This is a genomic window from Corynebacterium sp. UMB6689 (assembly GCF_030215295.1).
GTDB lineage: Bacteria > Actinomycetota > Actinomycetes > Mycobacteriales > Mycobacteriaceae > Corynebacterium > Corynebacterium aurimucosum.
The window spans coordinates 15,071-32,122 of the sequence record NZ_JASOLS010000001.1 but is presented as its reverse complement, the minus strand read 5'-3'; the positions used below and the strand labels follow the sequence as shown (position 1 = coordinate 32,122).

At 59.7% G+C, this 17,052-nt stretch carries 17 protein-coding genes; 7 read left to right on the top strand and 10 right to left on the bottom strand.

What is annotated here, in order from left to right; all coding sequences use genetic code 11:
* Positions 1–67: 67 nt before the first annotated feature.
* Positions 68–937, top strand: coding sequence for a type I methionyl aminopeptidase (gene map, locus QP363_RS00155; RefSeq protein WP_070527034.1), 870 nt, complete (start codon positions 68–70; stop codon positions 935–937).
* Positions 938–1,046: 109 nt separating this feature from the next.
* Here the strand turns inward: map and QP363_RS00150 are convergent, their stop codons facing one another.
* The 6 genes from QP363_RS00150 to QP363_RS00125 all read right to left on the bottom strand — a co-directional run bounded on the left by QP363_RS00150 (position 1,047) and on the right by QP363_RS00125 (position 5,853).
* On the bottom strand, positions 1,047–1,481 hold the full coding sequence (locus QP363_RS00150) for a hypothetical protein (protein WP_284761911.1): 435 nt from the start codon (positions 1,479–1,481) through the stop codon (positions 1,047–1,049).
* A gap of 51 nt (positions 1,482–1,532) precedes the next feature.
* Positions 1,533–1,886: a hypothetical protein gene (locus tag QP363_RS00145; protein ID WP_284761910.1), complete on the bottom strand. Its 354-nt coding sequence runs from the start codon at positions 1,884–1,886 to the stop codon at positions 1,533–1,535.
* A 304-nt stretch (positions 1,887–2,190) separates the two neighbouring features.
* Entirely contained in the window at positions 2,191–2,589 is a 399-nt protein-coding gene (locus QP363_RS00140; RefSeq protein ID WP_070445619.1) for a hypothetical protein, read from the bottom strand.
* A 41-nt stretch (positions 2,590–2,630) separates the two neighbouring features.
* Positions 2,631–3,068: a hypothetical protein gene (locus QP363_RS00135; protein ID WP_070445621.1), complete on the bottom strand. Its 438-nt coding sequence runs from the start codon at positions 3,066–3,068 to the stop codon at positions 2,631–2,633.
* A 341-nt stretch (positions 3,069–3,409) separates the two neighbouring features.
* On the bottom strand, positions 3,410–4,795 hold the full coding sequence (mtr, locus tag QP363_RS00130) for a mycothione reductase (protein WP_284761909.1): 1,386 nt from the start codon (positions 4,793–4,795) through the stop codon (positions 3,410–3,412).
* Between the two features lie 56 nt (positions 4,796–4,851).
* Positions 4,852–5,853 (bottom strand): alpha/beta hydrolase, encoded by a 1,002-nt coding sequence (locus tag QP363_RS00125; RefSeq protein WP_070718057.1) that lies wholly within the window; start codon positions 5,851–5,853, stop codon positions 4,852–4,854.
* Positions 5,854–6,152: 299 nt separating this feature from the next.
* Between QP363_RS00125 and mqo the strand changes: the two genes are divergently transcribed.
* Positions 6,153–7,655 (top strand): malate dehydrogenase (quinone), encoded by a 1,503-nt coding sequence (mqo, locus tag QP363_RS00120; RefSeq protein WP_070718059.1) that lies wholly within the window; start codon positions 6,153–6,155, stop codon positions 7,653–7,655.
* A gap of 299 nt (positions 7,656–7,954) precedes the next feature.
* Here mqo and QP363_RS00115 read toward each other — a convergent pair whose 3' ends face one another.
* Positions 7,955–9,343, bottom strand: a complete 1,389-nt coding sequence (locus QP363_RS00115) for a protein adenylyltransferase SelO family protein (RefSeq protein ID WP_284761908.1) — start codon at positions 9,341–9,343, stop codon at positions 7,955–7,957.
* On the bottom strand, positions 9,336–10,151 hold the full coding sequence (locus QP363_RS00110) for a PhzF family phenazine biosynthesis protein (protein ID WP_284761907.1): 816 nt from the start codon (positions 10,149–10,151) through the stop codon (positions 9,336–9,338). The genes QP363_RS00115 and QP363_RS00110 overlap by 8 nt, the downstream gene beginning before the upstream one ends.
* A gap of 51 nt (positions 10,152–10,202) precedes the next feature.
* Between QP363_RS00110 and QP363_RS00105 the strand changes: the two genes are divergently transcribed.
* Positions 10,203–11,516 (top strand): DUF4921 family protein, encoded by a 1,314-nt coding sequence (locus QP363_RS00105; RefSeq protein WP_210399732.1) that lies wholly within the window; start codon positions 10,203–10,205, stop codon positions 11,514–11,516.
* 79 nt (positions 11,517–11,595) lie between these two features.
* Here QP363_RS00105 and yaaA read toward each other — a convergent pair whose 3' ends face one another.
* Positions 11,596–12,318, bottom strand: coding sequence for a peroxide stress protein YaaA (yaaA, locus tag QP363_RS00100; protein ID WP_284761906.1), 723 nt, complete (start codon positions 12,316–12,318; stop codon positions 11,596–11,598).
* Between the two features lie 32 nt (positions 12,319–12,350).
* Here yaaA and QP363_RS00095 point away from each other — a divergent pair, with 32 nt between their 5' ends.
* Complete coding sequence (locus QP363_RS00095) at positions 12,351–14,120, top strand: proline--tRNA ligase (RefSeq protein ID WP_070711405.1); 1,770 nt, start codon at positions 12,351–12,353, stop codon at positions 14,118–14,120.
* On the opposite strand, the gene QP363_RS00090 is transcribed toward QP363_RS00095, so the two are convergent.
* A complete protein-coding gene (locus QP363_RS00090) occupies positions 14,117–14,956 on the bottom strand; it encodes a hypothetical protein (RefSeq protein ID WP_070643869.1) in 840 nt (279 codons plus the stop codon). The two genes, QP363_RS00095 and QP363_RS00090, sit on opposite strands and share 4 nt — an antisense overlap.
* Positions 14,957–14,993: 37 nt before the next feature.
* Here QP363_RS00090 and rimP point away from each other — a divergent pair, with 37 nt between their 5' ends.
* The 3 genes from rimP to QP363_RS00075 all read left to right on the top strand — a co-directional run bounded on the left by rimP (position 14,994) and on the right by QP363_RS00075 (position 17,036).
* Positions 14,994–15,560: a ribosome maturation factor RimP gene (gene rimP / locus QP363_RS00085; protein ID WP_284761905.1), complete on the top strand. Its 567-nt coding sequence runs from the start codon at positions 14,994–14,996 to the stop codon at positions 15,558–15,560.
* A gap of 3 nt (positions 15,561–15,563) precedes the next feature.
* The gene (gene nusA, locus QP363_RS00080) at positions 15,564–16,580 is read left to right on the top strand and encodes a transcription termination factor NusA (protein WP_070445649.1); all 1,017 of its coding nucleotides are present in this window, start codon (positions 15,564–15,566) and stop codon (positions 16,578–16,580) included.
* Between the two features lie 120 nt (positions 16,581–16,700).
* Positions 16,701–17,036 carry a YlxR family protein gene (locus tag QP363_RS00075; protein ID WP_083276446.1) on the top strand — a complete coding sequence of 112 codons (336 nt, stop codon included), beginning with the start codon at positions 16,701–16,703 and terminating at the stop codon, positions 17,034–17,036.
* Positions 17,037–17,052 lie beyond the last annotated feature (16 nt).

Below are 17,052 nucleotides of genomic sequence, written 5' to 3'. Positions count from 1 at the left end.
CGCGCTCGTTAGGGCGCCGTTGGTGCTCTTTGTCGGGCGCTGGGCAAGAGGGCTACCATGAGTAGTTATGACTAAGCGCGCGATGCTGAAACAAGAAAAAGATACCCCAATCCGCAAGGTACCGAAGGATATTGAGCGCCCGGAGTACGTGTGGAAGGACACGGTCCAGGAAGCCCAGGGCGAGCCATTCGTGCAGACCCCGGAGGTTATTGAGGCCATGCGTGAAGCCTCCCGGATTGCCGCCAACGCCCTTCAGGAGGCGGGAAAGGCTGTGGCTCCCGGTGTGACCACGGATGAGATTGACCGCGTCGCGCACGAGTACATGTGTGACCACGGCGCATACCCGTCGACGCTGGGATACCTGGGTTTCCCGAAATCCTGCTGTGTTTCCCTCAATGAGATTGTCTGCCACGGCATCCCGGATACCACGGTGATTGAGGACGGTGACATTGTCAATATCGATGTCACTGCGTTCAAGAATGGTGTCCACGGCGATACCAACGCTACTTTCCTTGCCGGCAACGTCACCGAGGAACACAAGTTGCTGGTAGAGCGCACCAAGGAAGCGATGATGCGCGGCATTAAGGCCGCTAAGCCGGGCCGTGAGATTAACGTCATCGGACGCGTCATCGAGTCTTATGCTCACCGTTTCGGCTACAACGTGGTCACTGACTTTACCGGGCACGGCGTAGGCCCTACTTTCCACAACGGGTTGGTTGTGCTGCACTACGATTCCATGACCTACCGAGACATCCTCGAGCCCGGAATGACCTTGACCATCGAGCCGATGATTAACCTGGGCTCGCTGGATTATGAGATTTGGGATAACGGCTGGACCGTCCAGAACACGGATGGAAAGTTCACCGCTCAGTTCGAGCACACCATCGTGATCACCGATGACGGCAACGAGATCCTCACCCTGCCGGATGAGGCCTAGCGTTTAAGCGCCGAGCGCTTAAACACTTCCCAAGCAGAAACAAAGCCCTCCGCCTCACCGTGAATCGCACGGGAGGCGGAGGGCTTTGTGCTGCCAGCAATGAACGTGACTAGAAGGAGACGTTCTTGATGGCCTGGCCAACGTAGTCCGGGATAACGCCGGAGTACACAGCGTAGTTGTAGGCGGCAACAGCGGAGGAAACAGCAGCAGCGGCAACCATAGCGATGGTGCCACCACGCCAGAGGTCCAGCCACTGCGGAACCTGGGACGGGTTCTTGGTGGAGCCGAAGGCGTCAGCACCCTTTCCGGTGATGTTGCCGTCGGTCACGCCACCCAGCTTGGAGGAGAGAGAGCCCTCGCCCTCAGAGGAGAGTGCGGAGGACATTTCGGAGGAGGTCGCGTCTTCCTGGAGTTCCTTCTGGACCTGCTCCTCGGTCAGGCCGGAGCCCTCAACAGCTTCAGCAGCGGAAGCAACGGTGGTGCCAGCGAAGGCGACGGTGACGGCGGTTGCAGCAGCAACGGCGGCGGTGCGGAATTTACGCATCTTGTGTGGAGCCTTTCAAAAAGTAGTGGGGTAGAAGAGTAGGGAGGAGAACTACATGCCGAACTTGAGGTAGTTCAGCGCCGGGCCAACCAGACCACCGGCGATGGTGATGATGGTGGCGACGATGCCGATGCCAGCGAGGGCCTGTGCCCACTTCGGCTCGCTGGAGATGGAAGAGTTCTGACCGAAGATGTTCTGGCCGTTGGCTTCCTTGTCAGCCTCGAGCGCCTTGCCCAGTGCGGAGGAGCCGCCTGCCTTCTGGGTGCCCTGCTGCTCACCAGCGGTTGCGGAAGAGTTGGTAGCGGAATCGTTGCTGCTACCCTCTGCAGCGGAAGCAACGGTGGTGCTGCCGAATGCAACAGCGAGAGCGGTAGCACCGGCAATGGTGGCCTTGCGAATGCGCATAGTGTGAATCCTTTTAAACCTCGTAGGAACTGGAGTAACTATAGGGTGCCCCAAGTCACTTGAGCGATTCTAGCGTAAACATTGACAGGATTCACTGGAACGGCACCACTCTTAGATGTTTACTTGAGGCCGCCAAATCCCCCTGTCGGGCACACCACTGTAGCAATTCACTCAGCAATTATTAAGAGAGTTAGAGTATCTCCACAGTTCATCGGTGCCTAGGCATGCAAAAGCGCCCACCCCCACGATGCGAGGATGGGCGCTAATGAAGTGCGCTGAGTCAGTCAGCGTACCCGCAACTTAATTAGCGGCGGAAAATCGGGTCCAGCACGTGTGCCGGAACGATGTTGTTGTACACAGCGAAGTTGTAGGCAGCGAACAGGGCGCCTGCAATTGCGGTGCCGAGGGCAGCGTAGGTGCCGCCACGCCAGATCTCAGCCCACTGCGGGTTATCCTCGGCGCGCTTCTTGCCGAAGAGGTCCTCGCCGGTGACCTTCCTGTCCTTCTCGGTAGCGGTGCCCCACTTGGAGGACAGGGTCTCGTCGGAGTCGTCTTCCTTGACCTTGTCGTATGCGGAGGACAGGTTGGAAGAGGAGGTGTTCTCGGTCTCGTTGTCCTCTGCAGCGAAGGCAACGGAGGTGCCGGCGAAAGCAACGGAAGCGGCGGTTGCAGCGGCAACGGCAGCGGTGCGGAAGTTACGCATGAAATTTAAACCTTTCGGAAAAAGTGTGTAAGGGAGACGTCTTAGAAGGACGGGCCGTGGACGAAGAAGTTGTACACAACGCCGATGAAGCCAGCTACGGAAGCGATGGCGCTAGCGATGCCCAGGCCGTAGAAAGCCTTGGCCCAAGCCGGCTGGTCGCCGAGAGTGGTGCACTCTTCCTCGGTCTCGTCAGCATCGCAGTTCTCGTGCTTGGAGGAGCCGAAGATGGCGCGGCCGTCAGCCGCAGTGCCCTTGTTGTCGTTCTCATTAACGTAGAACCAGTCACCAATCTTGGAGGACAGGGAAGCCTCGGAGTTGGTGTTGTCCTCAGCGGAGGAGGAGCCGTTGTCGGTGGAAGCGGAAGAGTTGGTGTTCTCCTGAGCGGAGCCGTTGGCGTCCTCAGCGAAAGCGACGGTGGAGCCGCCGAAAGCAACAGCGAGAGCAGTAGCGCCGGCGATGGCTGCATTGCGGATACGCATATCAAAAGTCCTTAGAGTCGTACGTGCAAAGCCTCCAGAGTAGGAGGCTTTGATTTACAGGGATAGGGATTATTTTGGTATCCCCAAAACACACTGAGCCGGTAGAGAGTATCGGCTCGTTCCGGTGTCTGTAATTAACCTAGCCAACGGTCAGGCAAAATGCACGTCAGTTTGAGTCTTCTTTTAAGCCCTCACGGCTATCACCCCCAAAATGGGTGAAATTCTGAAAGGGTGCTGACAGATGTTGTTGGTGTTAAAAAGTGCTTGTAGTGCGGTTCAGGGCTTTTGGTGAAATTAGTTTAATCGCAATGTGAAAAAGATCACTCAATCCGATGTAACTTTCACTCCTGCCACTCTAGTCCCAAAACTGCGTTTTCCACTACTTCTGGCAGTGCCGGGTGGATCCAGTATTGCGAGCGAGCGAACTCGCGTATATCAAGGTCGTAGACCATGGCAGTGATCAACTGCTGTATAAGAGTGGACGCTTGTGGGCCCATGATGTGGCCGCCGAGGAGCTTGCCGGTGGCACGATCGGCCACGAGCTTGCAGATGCCTGTTGAGTCTTCCATAGCCCATCCATAGGCAACGTCGCCAAAGTTCTGCACCTTCACCGTGACGTCATAGCCCTCTTCGCGGGCTTGTGCCTCAGTAAGTCCCACCGTCGCAATTTGCGGGTGGGTGAAAATGGCAGCGGGGATGTGCTCGTGCGGCATGGGACGGAGGTCTTCAGGATGCAACAGATTGTGCTGTACCGCTCGTTGCTCCGCATTGGCTACGTGCTTGAGCATGTAAGGAGAGGAGACATCGCCGAGCGCCCACACGCCCTCGCAGGTCGTGCGACCAAACTCGTCGACCTTGATGCGCCCGTCCTCGTGCATTTCAATACCGCTGGTAGAAAGATCCATCTGATCGCCGTTGGGCTGGCGGCCGGTGGCCACGAGGATGGCTTCCGCCTCCACGACATCACCGTTATCCAAGGTGAGGCGTACACCGTCTGCGGTTTCCTCTAGTGCTGTGGCGGTGCCAATGCGTACGTCGAAACGTTCGCGTGCGATGTCGTTGAACCGGGAGCTTAAGTCTTCGTCAAGGAACCGGAGGAACTTCTCCGAGCGGTTGACCACGGTCACTTCCGTCCCCAGGCCGTCGAAGACGTGGGCAAATTCCATGGCGATGTAGCCGCCACCGACCACGATGAGGCTACGCGGCTGCTTCTCAAGCCGCATGATGTCCTCGTTGGTGTGGACCGGCACGGAAGAGCTGGCATAGGGTTCGGGCAGTACAGGGCGTGAGCCGGTAGCAATAACAATATTGTCACCGGTGATGATGTCATCGCCCGCTTGCAGGGTTTTCGGTCCGATGAACCGAGCATGTTGATCAAAGACTGTAATATTGGGCGTTTCCTCGCCACGGCGGTACTCTTCGCCGCCGCGGGCGATCTGATCGATGCGGTTGTGGAATACGCGCTCGACAATGCCGTCCCAATCCACAGCATCCACGTGGGCGCTGAGCCCAAGACGGGTTGCCTCGCGCGCGGCGAGTGCCACGTCGGCAGCGTAGACGTACATCTTCGTTGGGATGCAGCCCACGTTGAGACAGGTTCCGCCGAAGGTTCCCTTTTCGATGACGGCGATGGATTTATCGTCGAACTCAGGGGAGGGGATTGAATTTCCCGACCCAGTGCCGATGATGACGAGGTCAAAGTGCTGTGCGGAAGTCATGCCGACCATTCTAGAGGCTGCCTAGCCGCAACCCGTGCAGGCCGAAAAGTGCGAGGCGGGCGAGTCTAATCCGTCTCAAGAGGGGCCACGGCGCGCAACCATTCCGCGGCGGTGGAGAATGCTTCCTGCAGCGGCTCGGGGCGGGAAAGAAAGAGATCGTGGCGCCCATTATTTACAACGTGGAGCGTGTAACGGGCGCTGAGCTCCTTGGCCCATCGCTGGCTCTGGCGCACATCGACGACAACATCGGCGGTGTTAGAGGATTCGCTATAAGGCTGATTGAGCTCGGAACGCCCTGAAGTCATGGTCAGCAGAGGGAGTCCCATGTTGATGCGGCCGGAATGGATCGCGTCGAAGCCATGGAAGACCGCTGCTACCCAGCCCAGGTATTTCGGGTGCCCGCCCAGTGGCTTGAGGCGACGGTCGAATTCCCAGTCGCCCTGCTCTTCGGAATGGATAGATTCCCCGTAGGCAGTGAGATCGCCTCCGGGAATCGGGAATTTTGGGGCGATGGCAGCGCCGGCATAGATGACGTGCTTGAGCACCTCATAAGTCTTATCCGCCATTCCCATCATGGCCAACCAGGGGCTGTTGAAGACGACACCGGAGATGCGGGTGAAGTGTTCGCGGTCCTGGCGGCGAAGGCGATCAAGCCAGAGTGCGATGATGGTGCCGGCGGTGGAGTGGCCCATGATGACGACACGCGGGTTGGGGAGGGCGTCGAGAGCCGCGTTGAGGTCGGCATCGTAATACTTCATATCGCTGATGTAATGCCAGGTTTGTCCGTCCCTCCGGGAGCGCCCGCACTTGCGCAAGTCGAGAGCATAAAAGGCATAGCCGAGCTCATAGAAATAGCGCGCTACGTGATCGTGGAAGAAGTAATCCGTCATGCCATGGACCCACACCAAGGCGGGGCGGTCATCGTGGGCATCCGTGTCGGGACAGTAGCGCACGAGCGTCGCGCACACATCGCCCTCGCCATCAGGGTCGGCGCCGAGTTCAAGGGTGGCGGCTTGGAAATCGGGCCCGAGGAGATCTGTTGACCATTCGAGTTCGTCATATGTCATGGAGCTCATGATAGGCCGTACAGTCAGGTGCGTCCGGCGGGGCGGAGCGCTAGCCACAGTTGTCCTGCACCACAAAAGGGGTAGTGGTTTCATATTCGGGCATTTATTTTCCCAGGAATGCCTATTTCTCATTTAGGGGCGTAAAGTGGAATTAATGCTTGACGGACCTCTCGTAGGGGGTCTGTATGCCGGTTTGCTTCCTAGCATCGTCGAGCGCTTTCTCACCGCGCCCTGTGTACCCACATGCGCAGGGCACTTGACCACAACGAATACATCGACTCAAAGAGGTAATAAGTACAGTGTCCTCCGATAAGAAGACAGCACAAGTAGTAGACGAGGTTGAGGTCGCACTCATTGGTGCAGGTATTATGAGCGCCACCCTCGGCGCCATGCTGCGTGAGCTCGAGCCCAGCTGGACGCAGATGGTCTTCGAGCGTTTGGACGGCCCTGCGCTTGAGTCCTCTTCCCCGTGGAACAATGCCGGTACCGGCCACTCCGCGCTGTGCGAGCTGAACTACACCCCAGAAAAGAACGGCCGCATTGATGTTTCCAAGGCTATGAATATCAATGAGAAGTTCCAGGTTTCTCGCCAGTTCTGGTCCCACCAGCTCAACAACGGCATCCTGACGGACCCGAAGGCCTTCATCAACCCGGTTCCGCATGTGTCCTTTGCACAGGGCTCCATCCAGGTGGATTACCTGAAGCGCCGCTTCGACGCGCTGAAGGATAACCACATGTTCCCGAACATGCAGTTCAGCGACGATGACGCCACCTTCCAGGAGAAGCTGCCCCTGATGTCCCAGGGCCGTGACTTCAACTCCCAGAAGGTTGCCATCTCGTGGACCGATGCGGGCACCGACGTCAACTTTGGCGCCCTGGCTAAGCAGTTCTTCACTGCCGCTAAGGCTGCCGGCACCGAGATCCGTTATGGCCACGAGGTCGTTGATATCAAGCGTGAGGGTTCCAAGTGGCGCGTGGTGGCAAAGAACCTCCACACCGGTGACTACCAGGCTGTCCACGCCAAGTTTGTGTTCGTCGGTGCCGGCGGCTACGCACTCGACCTGTTGCGTAAGGCTGGTGTCCGTGAGGTTTCTGGTTTCGCCGGTTTCCCGGTTTCGGGCCTGTGGCTGCGCTCCAAGAACCCGGAGCTGGTCAAGCAGCACCACGCAAAGGTTTATGGCAAGGCTGCTGTGGGCGCTCCGCCGATGTCCGTGCCGCACCTGGACACCCGTGTCATCGACGGTGAAGAAGGCCTGCTGTTTGGTCCCTACGGCGGCTGGTCCCCGAAGTTCCTGAAGAAGGGCTCCTACCTGGACCTGTTCAAGTCCATCCGTCCGGACAACATCACCTCTTACCTGGGCGTGGCAGCACAGGAGTTTGGTCTGACCAAGTACCTGGTCACTGAGGTTCTCAAGGACTTCGATAAGCGCGTTGAAACCCTGAAGGAATACGTCCCGAGCGCTGACCCGGCTGATTGGGAGACTGTTATCGCCGGCCAGCGTGTCCAGGTGATTAAGCCAGCGGGTGCACCGCAGTTCGGCTCCTTGGAGTTCGGCACCACCCTCATCAACAACCCAGAAGGCAGCATCGCTGGTCTGCTTGGCGCTTCCCCGGGTGCTTCCATCACCCCAGCCATCATGATTGAGCTACTGGAGCGCTGCTTCGGTGAGAACATGATTCAGTGGGGCGACAAGATCCAGGAGATGATTCCTTCCTACGGAACTAAGCTGTCCAAGGACAAGAAGCTCTACAACGAGATGTGGGAGTACACGCAGAAGACTCTGCAGCTGGACACCAAGTAATCTCGCTCTTCGCCCCGTCGGCGATTCCCTCGCAGGTAATTCTCAGTAATTGGCAGGAAGCGTTCAGTGCACCGGAACGCTTCACCAAGGACAGCGCCCCATAATGATGGTGTGCGTTTGAGAGAGCGCATGCGAGAGAGATAGAGAGAACCCCAGCCACGCGGGGCGGTCGGCCTGAGAAACCGACCGGGAGCGTGGCAGTGAAAGATAGAGACGCACCGCCGCCCCGAGACTCCGTTTCCTTTCCTACGGAGACCTCGGGGCGGTGGTGTGTTTGCTTCTGTTTGTGCTCGTGGTTCTTAGGTTCCGCAGTAGGTGAGATAGCCTTCGGTGCCGCCGGGCTGCTCATACTCCGGCGCAGCATCAAAAGGATGCGTGGTGGCGTGCAGAAGACGGGCGAACTCTTCGGCATCGCCCAGAGCGCTTTCGACCAGCCGCGGCCGAGGAATCACGCGCGGCACGGTTCGCTCGAGCAGCACAGCGTCGGGGCTACTTGCGCAGTAGGCATCAACGAAACTTCTATCCTTGAGGAGTTCATAGGCCGCCGCAGGCTCGCCCGCCGCGGCACTGACAAGGCTGCGGTTGGCTTGTGTGAGGTCCGGGGCGGCCTGCACGAGGGCAGCGTTGTAATCCTGGAAAAGCTCTTCGGGCAGCTGCAAGTGCTGCAGGGCTTCGACTCGCCGTGCTTTCTCGAAGCGGTCCGCAAAGGTATCGATGGCCTCTTGAGCCCAGGTGAGGGCGGTGTCAGGGGAGTCGTCGATAAGCGGAAGCAGTGACTCCGCCAATCGCGCAAGGTTCCAGCCCAACATGTCGGGCTGGCACCCAAAGCGGTAGCGTCCCTGCGTATCGATAGAGCTAAACCAGGTATTGGGGTCATAGCTTTCCATGAACGCGCAGGGGCCATAGTCAATGGTTTCGCCCGATAACGTGGTGTTATCAGTGTTCATTACGCCGTGAATGAAGCCCAGCTGCATCCACCCGGCGACCGTCGCGGCTTGTGTCTCCATGACGTGCGTGAATAGCTCCCGGAAGTCGGCGCCGGGGTAGTGGCGTTCACTGGTGTAGGCGGCAAGGCTCTCTAGTAGCCCAGGCACCTGCGAGTGCGCGGCGAAGTGGAAGGAGCCGACACGAATGTGGCTCGCGGCCACCCGCACGAGAACCCCTGCCTCTTCCGCCATCTGGCGCTGGATGGGGCGACCGGTGGCGAGCACCGCCAGCGACCGAGTGGTGGGCACACCTAGGGCATGCATCGACTCGGAGAAGAGATACTCACGCAGCATTGAGCGCAGCGTGCCGCGCCCATCAGAGCCATAACGCGAGTAGGGAGCCAGCCCCGTGCCCTTGGCATGCAGATCCCACAGACCCGTGGGGTTGTGAGCGGTGGTGGGGCCGGTGAGTTCGCCCAAGAGGAGGGCGCGGCCGTCACCCATTGACGGGTTATACTGCCCGAACTGAAAGCCCGCATAGGCCATTGCGTGCGGAGCGACTGCTCCACGGCCAAGGAGGAACTCTATTCCGTCCTCGCTGCGCAGCCAGTCTGGGTCGAGGCCGAGCTCGGCGGCTAGGTGCTCATTGAGCGCCACGATTCGTGGAGCTGGCTGTTCTTCCCCGCGGCTTGCCGTGACCATCTGTGGCAGGCGTTGGGCAAAATCATTGTGCAGCTCAAAAGGCAGGGGCTTTTTAGTCATCGCGGGACCCCAGGGTTCCGCGCACGCGAATGTGGACGTTGCCGCCTACCCAGAGCTCGTCCCCGTCATCGTCGATAAAGACGCGGCCATCGCGTCCTATTTGGCTGCCTTGTGCCGCGGTATAGCGGGCAGGAACGGCGCCCTTGGCACGGAGGAACTGGGCGGCTCCGCCATTGAAGGAACCGGTGACGGGGTCCTCGAATTGCCCGGTGATAGCGCGAACCTCGTAGGCCGGCTCCGTATCCCCGGTGAGGCCGACCACGCCGACCTTGACGCCGGGGGTGGGCGTGGGGCGAAGCTTCCGCACGGTTTCAGCAGATTCGAGCTGGACCAAGCGCCAGCCAGGCCCGTTGTCCACCCAGCCGGAGTCAACGATGCTCTCTTCATCGATTCCGAGTACGGCGGCTGCTTCGGAGCGCTCGGCCTCACTGAGCTCCCCGTGGCGCAGTAAGGGCGGGGTAGCGAAGGCGAAACGGCCCTCTTCCTGGCGCACGGTGACTAACCCGACACCGCATTCCTGAATCAGGGTCCCGCTCTTTCCTAATAGCTCCGCCGCGACGCGCGCACTGCCCAGCGTGGGGTGACCGGCGAAGGGGAACTCTTCGTGCGGGGTGAAGATTCGTACGCGGTAGTCCGCGCCAGGATCTGTAGGTGAGCACAGGAAGGTCGTCTCAGAGAAATTGGTCCAGTGTGCGATACGCTGCATTTCTTCGGTGCTCAAACCATCGGCATCCGCAACCACGGCGAGGGGATTACCGGTAAACGGCCCAGTGGCGAAGACATCTATTTCAAAGAATCGGTGCTGCATGAGGCCTAAGTCTAGTCGCACCGGCGGGTGGGGAGGTCTACGCTGGGCAGCATGAGCGAAGCACTTTTTAGCCGCGTCGAACCTATCCAGACCATGGCGGATGGGACCGTCAAACAGGTCAACCCTTTCTCCGGAACAGAGGTGTGGACCGTGCCAGGACGCGGCAACCGTCCGCTTGCGCATGTGGCAAAGGAACCGCATCCGCTGGGCCCTGATGCCTTGACGCACAGCTGTGCTTTTTGCTCCGGGCGCATGCTGGACACCCCGCCGGAAAAGTCCCGCATCTTGGCTTCGGGGGAGATTCAGCGCGGCCTTTTTCCCCACGAGCTGGATAACTCCCAGCCGCTGTTTCGCCGCGTTCCGAACCTTTTTGAAATCGTGTCTTATGACTATTGGCACGAGAACTATGGCTTCACCATGGATCCAGACCTGGCTCAGCACAAGGAGAAGTACGAAGGCGACGAGGCTGGGCGCCTGCACGTACTTAACGTGGTGCGCACCAAGCTCAAGGCAGCGGGCAAGGATACCGCGCTGGACGACGATTCTCTGCTCGCCCTCGCCGATGGTTTCTTCGGCGGCGGACATGATGTCATTATCTCCTCACGGCACTTCGTGGATGGGGCCGTCGATGATAGTCAGCTAGCCTCCTCCGGCACGCTGAGCCCCGATGAGCACTTCCTGCTGACAACGTTCACTGCGGAATCGACGCGCGAGCTCTACCAGCGCAACCGCTATGCCTCCTATGTCGCTGTATTTCAGAACTGGCTGGCACCGGCGGGCGCGTCCTTCGATCACTTGCATAAGCAGCTCGTCGCGATTGACGCCCTGGGCATGGCCGCTCACCAGGAAAATGCGATTCTGCGTGCGCACCCCAACATGTACAACGACTGGGCTGTGGGCTATGCGGCAAAGCGCAACCTCGTCATCGCAGAAAATGATTATGCGGTGCTCTTCGCCGGATTTGGCCACCGCTATCCCACACTGGAGATCTTCTCCAAGTCACCGCGCTGTGAACCGTGGGAACAGAACCCGGAGGAAGTACGTGGAATGTCGGATCTGATTCACGCGGCCCACGCCGCGGTGGGGCCGGACGTGGCCTGCAATGAAGAATGGCACCACCGTCCGCCCAGCGTGGACCTGCCTCAGCCGTGGCGCGTCATGCTCAAGCTCAGGGTATCGACCTTGGCTGGCTTTGAGGGCGGCACGAAGGTCTACATCAACACCATTGATCCGTGGGGTTTGCGTGATCGCGTCGTGGACGCCATGTTCCGCCTTCGCGAGCGTGGAAAAATTGCTTCCGGCATCTCTATCGCCACTGAGTGCGAGCTCAAGCGCAATAGTTTGCGCTATAACCCATTGGTTTGAATGGCCCCGCTTTGCCTGAGCCAGATAAATAGATAAATAGATAAATCGGCGGGCGTAGATAAATTGATAAATAGATAAATCAGACCACGAGCACCAGCTCGGTGCCGCGCAGTTCGGTGCTCATGCCCGACTCTTGGGCTACGCGGGCGGCATCCTCGAGAGTGGAGACGCTCTCGCCCTTGAGAGCGAGTACGCGAGCGAGCTCCCCCTTGTAGTGCTTGTTGAAGTGAGAGACCACCTTGCGGGAGCCATCCTCTTGCACTGACTCCACGCGCACGGTGGCGGCGTCCTTGAGCTTGCCCAGCTGCTGATAGGTGCCCGAGCGCATGTCGATGAGGAACTCGCCAGCGTCGACAAGCGCGCGTAGCTCATCCGTGATCGCCGTACCCCACTGAGACTTCAGCGTCCGCCCGCCCAGTTTCGTACTACCGGAGAGCCGGTAGTGCGGGATGAGGTCATCGGCGCGCAGCAACCCGAAGAGCGCATCGCCCACGGCTAGGTACTTCCGTGCTTCTGGAGGGAGGGTGGGGGCGTCGAGGGCGTCGTAGAGCACGCCGGTGAAACGCTCCAGCGCGGGCATGGTGGGGGAGGAAGCCAACTCGCGGTTGGACTCGGCTTCCCCACGCAACTTCTCAGAGAGCTTGAGCACCTCCAGCGCTTCATCGACGTCGAGGGACGACAACTCTGCAGCGATTTCTTGGCGGATCGGGTTCAGCGCGGGAAAAGAAAGCTCATCCCAGTTCAGGGCCGCGCCGCTGCCGCCGTGTGCTTTGGTCTCAGAAGGAGGGAGGATGATCAGCATGGCTACATGCTAGCGATGTAGACTGAGCAACCATGATTACACGTCTTTCTGAGCTTTTCCTCCGCACTCTTCGTGAGGATCCGGCTGATGCCGAAGTCCCCAGCCACAAGCTTCTCGTCCGCGCAGGTTATGTGCGCCGCGTTGCGCCGGGTGTGTACACCTGGTTGCCATTGGGACTGCGCGCCATGCGCAAGATCGAAGACGTTATCCGCCAGGAGATGAACGCCATCGGTGGCCAGGAGATGCTCTTCCCGGCGCTGCTGCCGCGCGAGCCTTATGAGGAGTCGAACCGCTGGACGGAATACGGCGATAATCTGTTCCGTCTGAAGGACCGCAAGGGTGCGGACATGTTGCTGGGCCCGACCCACGAGGAGATGTTCACCACTGCGGTGAAGGATATGTACTCCTCGTACAAGGATTTCCCGGTCACGCTGTACCAGATCCAGACGAAGTACCGCGATGAGGAGCGCCCGCGTGCGGGCGTGCTGCGCGGCCGCGAGTTCACCATGAAGGATTCCTATTCCTTCGACATGACGGATGAGGGGCTCGATGAGTCCTATGCCCGCCACCGCAAGGCCTACCAGAACATCTTTGACCGCCTGGAGATCGATTACGCGATTTGCAAGGCCACTTCTGGTGCGATGGGCGGTTCGGCCTCTGAGGAATTCCTTGCCGTGTCTGAGGTAGGCGAAGATACCTTCGTGCGCGCCACCGAGGGCGATTACGCTGCCAACGTGGAGGCCGTGGTCACTCAGGCTCCGGAGGAAATCCCCTTCGACGGCCTGCCGGAGGCACAGGAGCATGAGACTCCGAAATCCGAGACCATTGAGTCTCTGGTGGAGTGGGCTAAGGGTGCCGGCATTACTGTCGACGGCCGCGAAGTCACCGCCGCGGACACCCTCAAGTGCATGATGATCAAGGTGGCCGCCCCCGCAGCCACGGAAGAAGAGAAGGAATGGGAGCTGGCCGCCGTTCTCATTCCGGGTGACCGCGAGTTGGATGAAAAGCGCTTGGAGGCGTCTCTTGAACCGGCTGAGTTTGAGCTCGCCGGTGAGGGGGACTTCAAGAAGAACTCCTTCCTGGTCAAGGGTTATGTCGGACCGCGTGTCCTGAATGCCCACGACGTGAAGGTTTATGCTGACCCGCGCGTGGTTTCTGGTACCTCCTGGATTACCGGCGCCGATGCCCCGCAGCGCCACGTCATCGGACTGGTGGCCGGCCGTGACTTCACTGTGGATGAGTTCATCGAGGCCGCCGAGGTTAAGGAAGGGGACCCGGCACCGAATGGTCAGGGCACTCTGACTCTGGAGCGCGGCATTGAGCTTGGCCACATTTTCCAGCTGGGCCGCAAGTACACCGAGGCTTTCGACGTACAGATTCTCGATGAGAACGGCAAGCGCGCCGTGCCGACCATGGGGTCCTACGGCATTGGTGTTACGCGCATGCTCGCCGTGCTGGCAGAGCAGCGCCACGATGAGAAGGGCCTCAACTGGCCGGTGGCCGTGGCCCCGTACCAGGTGCACGTGGCCGTAGCGAACAAGGACGCCGCTGCCCTGGAGGCAGGTCAGAAGCTGGTGGAGGATCTGGATCGCGCAGGCATCGAGGTGCTTTACGACGACCGCCCCAAAGTCTCCCCGGGCGTGAAGTTCAAGGATGCTGAGCTTTTGGGTATGCCGTTCATCGCCATCCTGGGCCGCGCTTTCGCTGATGGCATCATTGAGCTGCGCATCCGCGGCGGCGAGACTCGTGAAGTTCCCGCCGATCAGATCGTGGAGACCCTCACGGAACTCATCCGCGGCTAGGCAGCATGAAAGCGGTGCGATTGCGCCGCAACCGTGATAAGCCAATGCTGCCACGGGGTTGCCGGGGCCGCCGTGATGGCCGCATTGGTCCACTTCAGCGTGTCGTTGTGTGCGACCTCGTCGATGAATGCGCGCGCTGAGTCGGCGTCCTTTGGCAGGCTACCTGCCGGTGAATCGTATGCGGGCGCGGGCTGCGGCACGGGACCGAGCTTTTCCAGTTGCAGCTGAAGTTGCAGGATTCTGTCCTCGTGAATGCGCAGAAGCTCATCGACATGATCTTCTTGGTCGGGGGACACATAGGAGCGCGCGAAATCGAGGGCATAGACCTGCTGGTATTCCCATTTTAGGAGCTCGACTCCGAGTTCACGGTCCTGTTCTGTGAGTTCGGGAGCGTCTGCCAGCTCCTCGTTCTTCCACGCGTTAAGCGCAATAGCTTGTGTCAGAACAAGGGCGCGGGATTCTTCAGGAACGTTGCTGATGTTCTCTTCGGAGAATGAGGAGGCGGCGTCAAACACGGCGGAGACGTCCGCGGAATCCTGCGGGGCAACGTCACGGTCGACCGCACAGGAGCGTGGAGTCTCTCCTTCCTCATCGCGTCCGCATAGTCGCTCGATTTCTTCATAGAGCTGCTCAGCTTGCTCTGCGCGCAAGGCAGCGGCATCCGCATCAAGTTCTTCCAAGGCGAGAGCATCCGCACTGGCGGTTTGAGCAAGCGAGGTGAGGGAGGGGTCCGCGTGGGGGCCAAAATAATCCACGATCGCGTCGGTGGCTTGGCAGCCGCCCATCCAGGGGGCAGCGCACACAAGCAGGGTGGGGACAACTACTCGGCGGTTCACGCGATAGACCCTACCCGGGTGACCTAGTCTAGAGCGCATGGCATTCCCAACACCCGCGCAACTAACCGAAATTCTGCAGCCTGTCGCCGCCGCACGCGGCCTCGACATCGAAGACGTGAAGACCACGCGAGCTGGTAAGAAGTCTCAGGTCATCATTCGCATCGATGGCGATGAGCGCCCGAGCTCCGATCTCATTGAAGAACTATCGCAGGAGATTTCCGAGCTTTTCGATGCCCAAGAGGAAGCGGGCATCCTCAACTTTGGCGCGGGCTACACCTTGGAGGTGTCGACGCCAGGTGTGGACTTCCCGCTGAGCGCCCCGCGCCATTGGCGCCGCAACCAAGGAAGGCTGGTCGGATATGCGCTTGTCGAGGAACCTGGAACCACTCGCGTCGCGCGCATCGGCGCCCTGTCTGAGGACGAAGAATCCGTGGCGCTTATCACGACGGTGAAGAAGGAGGTGCGTTACCAGATCGAGCGATTGGAAAACTTGAGCCGTGCAGTGGTAGAAATTGAATTTGCTCAGCCTTCAGCCATGGAGCTGGAGGCGGCTATGCAGACGTTCGACTTCGCCGAGCAGAACTCGGCAACCCGAGAGGACTAACAAGTGAATATTGACCTAGAGGCACTCCGCACGATTCAGCGCGAGCGCGGCGTCCCTGTGAAGGACCTGCTCGAAGCTATCGCGGGTGCCCTTTTGTATTCCTACCTGGACCACCGTGCAGAATCCGCTGAGACAAAGGCGGAAGGTACGAAGTCGCGCGTAGACATCGACGCCGACAGCGGCGCCGTCACTGTAATCGTGACCGAAAGTGATCCGGAGACCGGAGAGGTCATCAGCGAATACGACGACACCCCGGACAACTTTGGGCGCATCGGCGCGCAGGCGGTCCGCGATGCCATTCTGCGCAAGTTGCGCGAGAACGAGGCTGAGCGAACCTATGATTCCTATTCTGAGCTGACCGGAACGGTAGTGTCGGGCGTCGTCCAGCGCGATATCCACGCCAACAAGCGCGGCGTCGTTGTGGTGCAGTTGGGCACCGAACACGATTCCCAGGATGCTTTCCTGTTGCCTGCTGAGCAGCTGCCAGGGGAGAAGCTCGAGCACGGTGACCGCGTCAAGGCCTATGTCGTGGGCGTGAACCGCAACGGCGCTAAGGTGCAGATCACGCTGTCGCGTACTCACCCCGAGCTGGTTCGCGGTCTCTTTGAGCTGGAGGTCCCGGAGGTTGCCGACGGTGCGGTCGAGATTATCGCCATTGCCCGCGAGGCTGGCCACCGCTCCAAGATCTCCGTTCGCGGCCACGCCAAGGGCCTCAACGCCAAGGGTGCGTGTATCGGCCCGAAGGGCTCTCGCGTCAGCAACGTTATGCGTGAACTCGGGGGTGAGAAGATTGACATCATCGACTTCAACGAAGACCCAGCCGTTTACGTGGGCAATGCTCTCGCCCCGTCGAAGGTCGTGCGCGTAGAAATCCTCGACGAGGAAGCGCAGGTGGCCAAGGTAACCGTGCCGGATTACCAGCTTTCGCTCGCTATCGGCAAGGAAGGCCAGAACGCACGCCTCGCAGCACGCCTGACCGGATGGAAGATTGATATTCACTCCGACGCCGCTCGGGACTAGCTTTCCGAGCAGCCTGCGGTGGAATTAAAGGTTTGGCCTATTTTCGCGTAGACTAGACAACGGCCCACATGCAGGAATGCTGTGGCGAAGCAGCAATAGCGATATGACCTAAGGAGTTGGATGTCTCGAGGACAGCGTCTCCGCACCTGTATCGCTACGCGTCAAAAGCATCCCGACACGGAACTGCTGAGGGTTGTCGCCGATAAGGGTGATCCCACAGGATGCCGTGTTGTTCCGGATCCCGGCCGACGCCTTCCCGGAAGGGGAGCGTGGATAAGGCCTGATCTGGAAGCAGTAGAGCTGGCGGAGCGGACCCGTGCCTTCAGGCGCGCCCTCCGATTGTCCACAGACGTGGACACAGGTCACGTACGTGAGTACCTCGCTGCCACGCAGCAGGTGCAGTCGGCGGGCAACAGCCCGTGCGACCCAGAGTTAAAAAGGAAGACCGAACACTGATGAGCGCACAACCATG

Coding starts and splice junctions, on each gene's coding strand:
- map (WP_070527034.1), top strand. CDS start 68: ATGACTAAGCGCGCGATGCTGAAACAAGAAAAAGATACCCCAATCCGC.
- QP363_RS00150 (WP_284761911.1), bottom strand. CDS start 1,481: ATGCGTAAATTCCGCACCGCCGCCGTTGCTGCTGCAACCGCCGTCACC.
- QP363_RS00145 (WP_284761910.1), bottom strand. CDS start 1,886: ATGCGCATTCGCAAGGCCACCATTGCCGGTGCTACCGCTCTCGCTGTT.
- QP363_RS00140 (WP_070445619.1), bottom strand. CDS start 2,589: ATGCGTAACTTCCGCACCGCTGCCGTTGCCGCTGCAACCGCCGCTTCC.
- QP363_RS00135 (WP_070445621.1), bottom strand. CDS start 3,068: ATGCGTATCCGCAATGCAGCCATCGCCGGCGCTACTGCTCTCGCTGTT.
- mtr (WP_284761909.1), bottom strand. CDS start 4,795: ATGGTCGGCATGACTTCCGCACAGCACTTTGACCTCGTCATCATCGGC.
- QP363_RS00125 (WP_070718057.1), bottom strand. CDS start 5,853: ATGACATATGACGAACTCGAATGGTCAACAGATCTCCTCGGGCCCGAT.
- QP363_RS00115 (WP_284761908.1), bottom strand. CDS start 9,343: ATGACTAAAAAGCCCCTGCCTTTTGAGCTGCACAATGATTTTGCCCAA.
- QP363_RS00110 (WP_284761907.1), bottom strand. CDS start 10,151: ATGCAGCACCGATTCTTTGAAATAGATGTCTTCGCCACTGGGCCGTTT.
- QP363_RS00105 (WP_210399732.1), top strand. CDS start 10,203: ATGAGCGAAGCACTTTTTAGCCGCGTCGAACCTATCCAGACCATGGCG.
- yaaA (WP_284761906.1), bottom strand. CDS start 12,318: ATGCTGATCATCCTCCCTCCTTCTGAGACCAAAGCACACGGCGGCAGC.
- QP363_RS00095 (WP_070711405.1), top strand. CDS start 12,351: ATGATTACACGTCTTTCTGAGCTTTTCCTCCGCACTCTTCGTGAGGAT.
- rimP (WP_284761905.1), top strand. CDS start 14,994: ATGGCATTCCCAACACCCGCGCAACTAACCGAAATTCTGCAGCCTGTC.
- QP363_RS00075 (WP_083276446.1), top strand. CDS start 16,701: ATGTCTCGAGGACAGCGTCTCCGCACCTGTATCGCTACGCGTCAAAAG.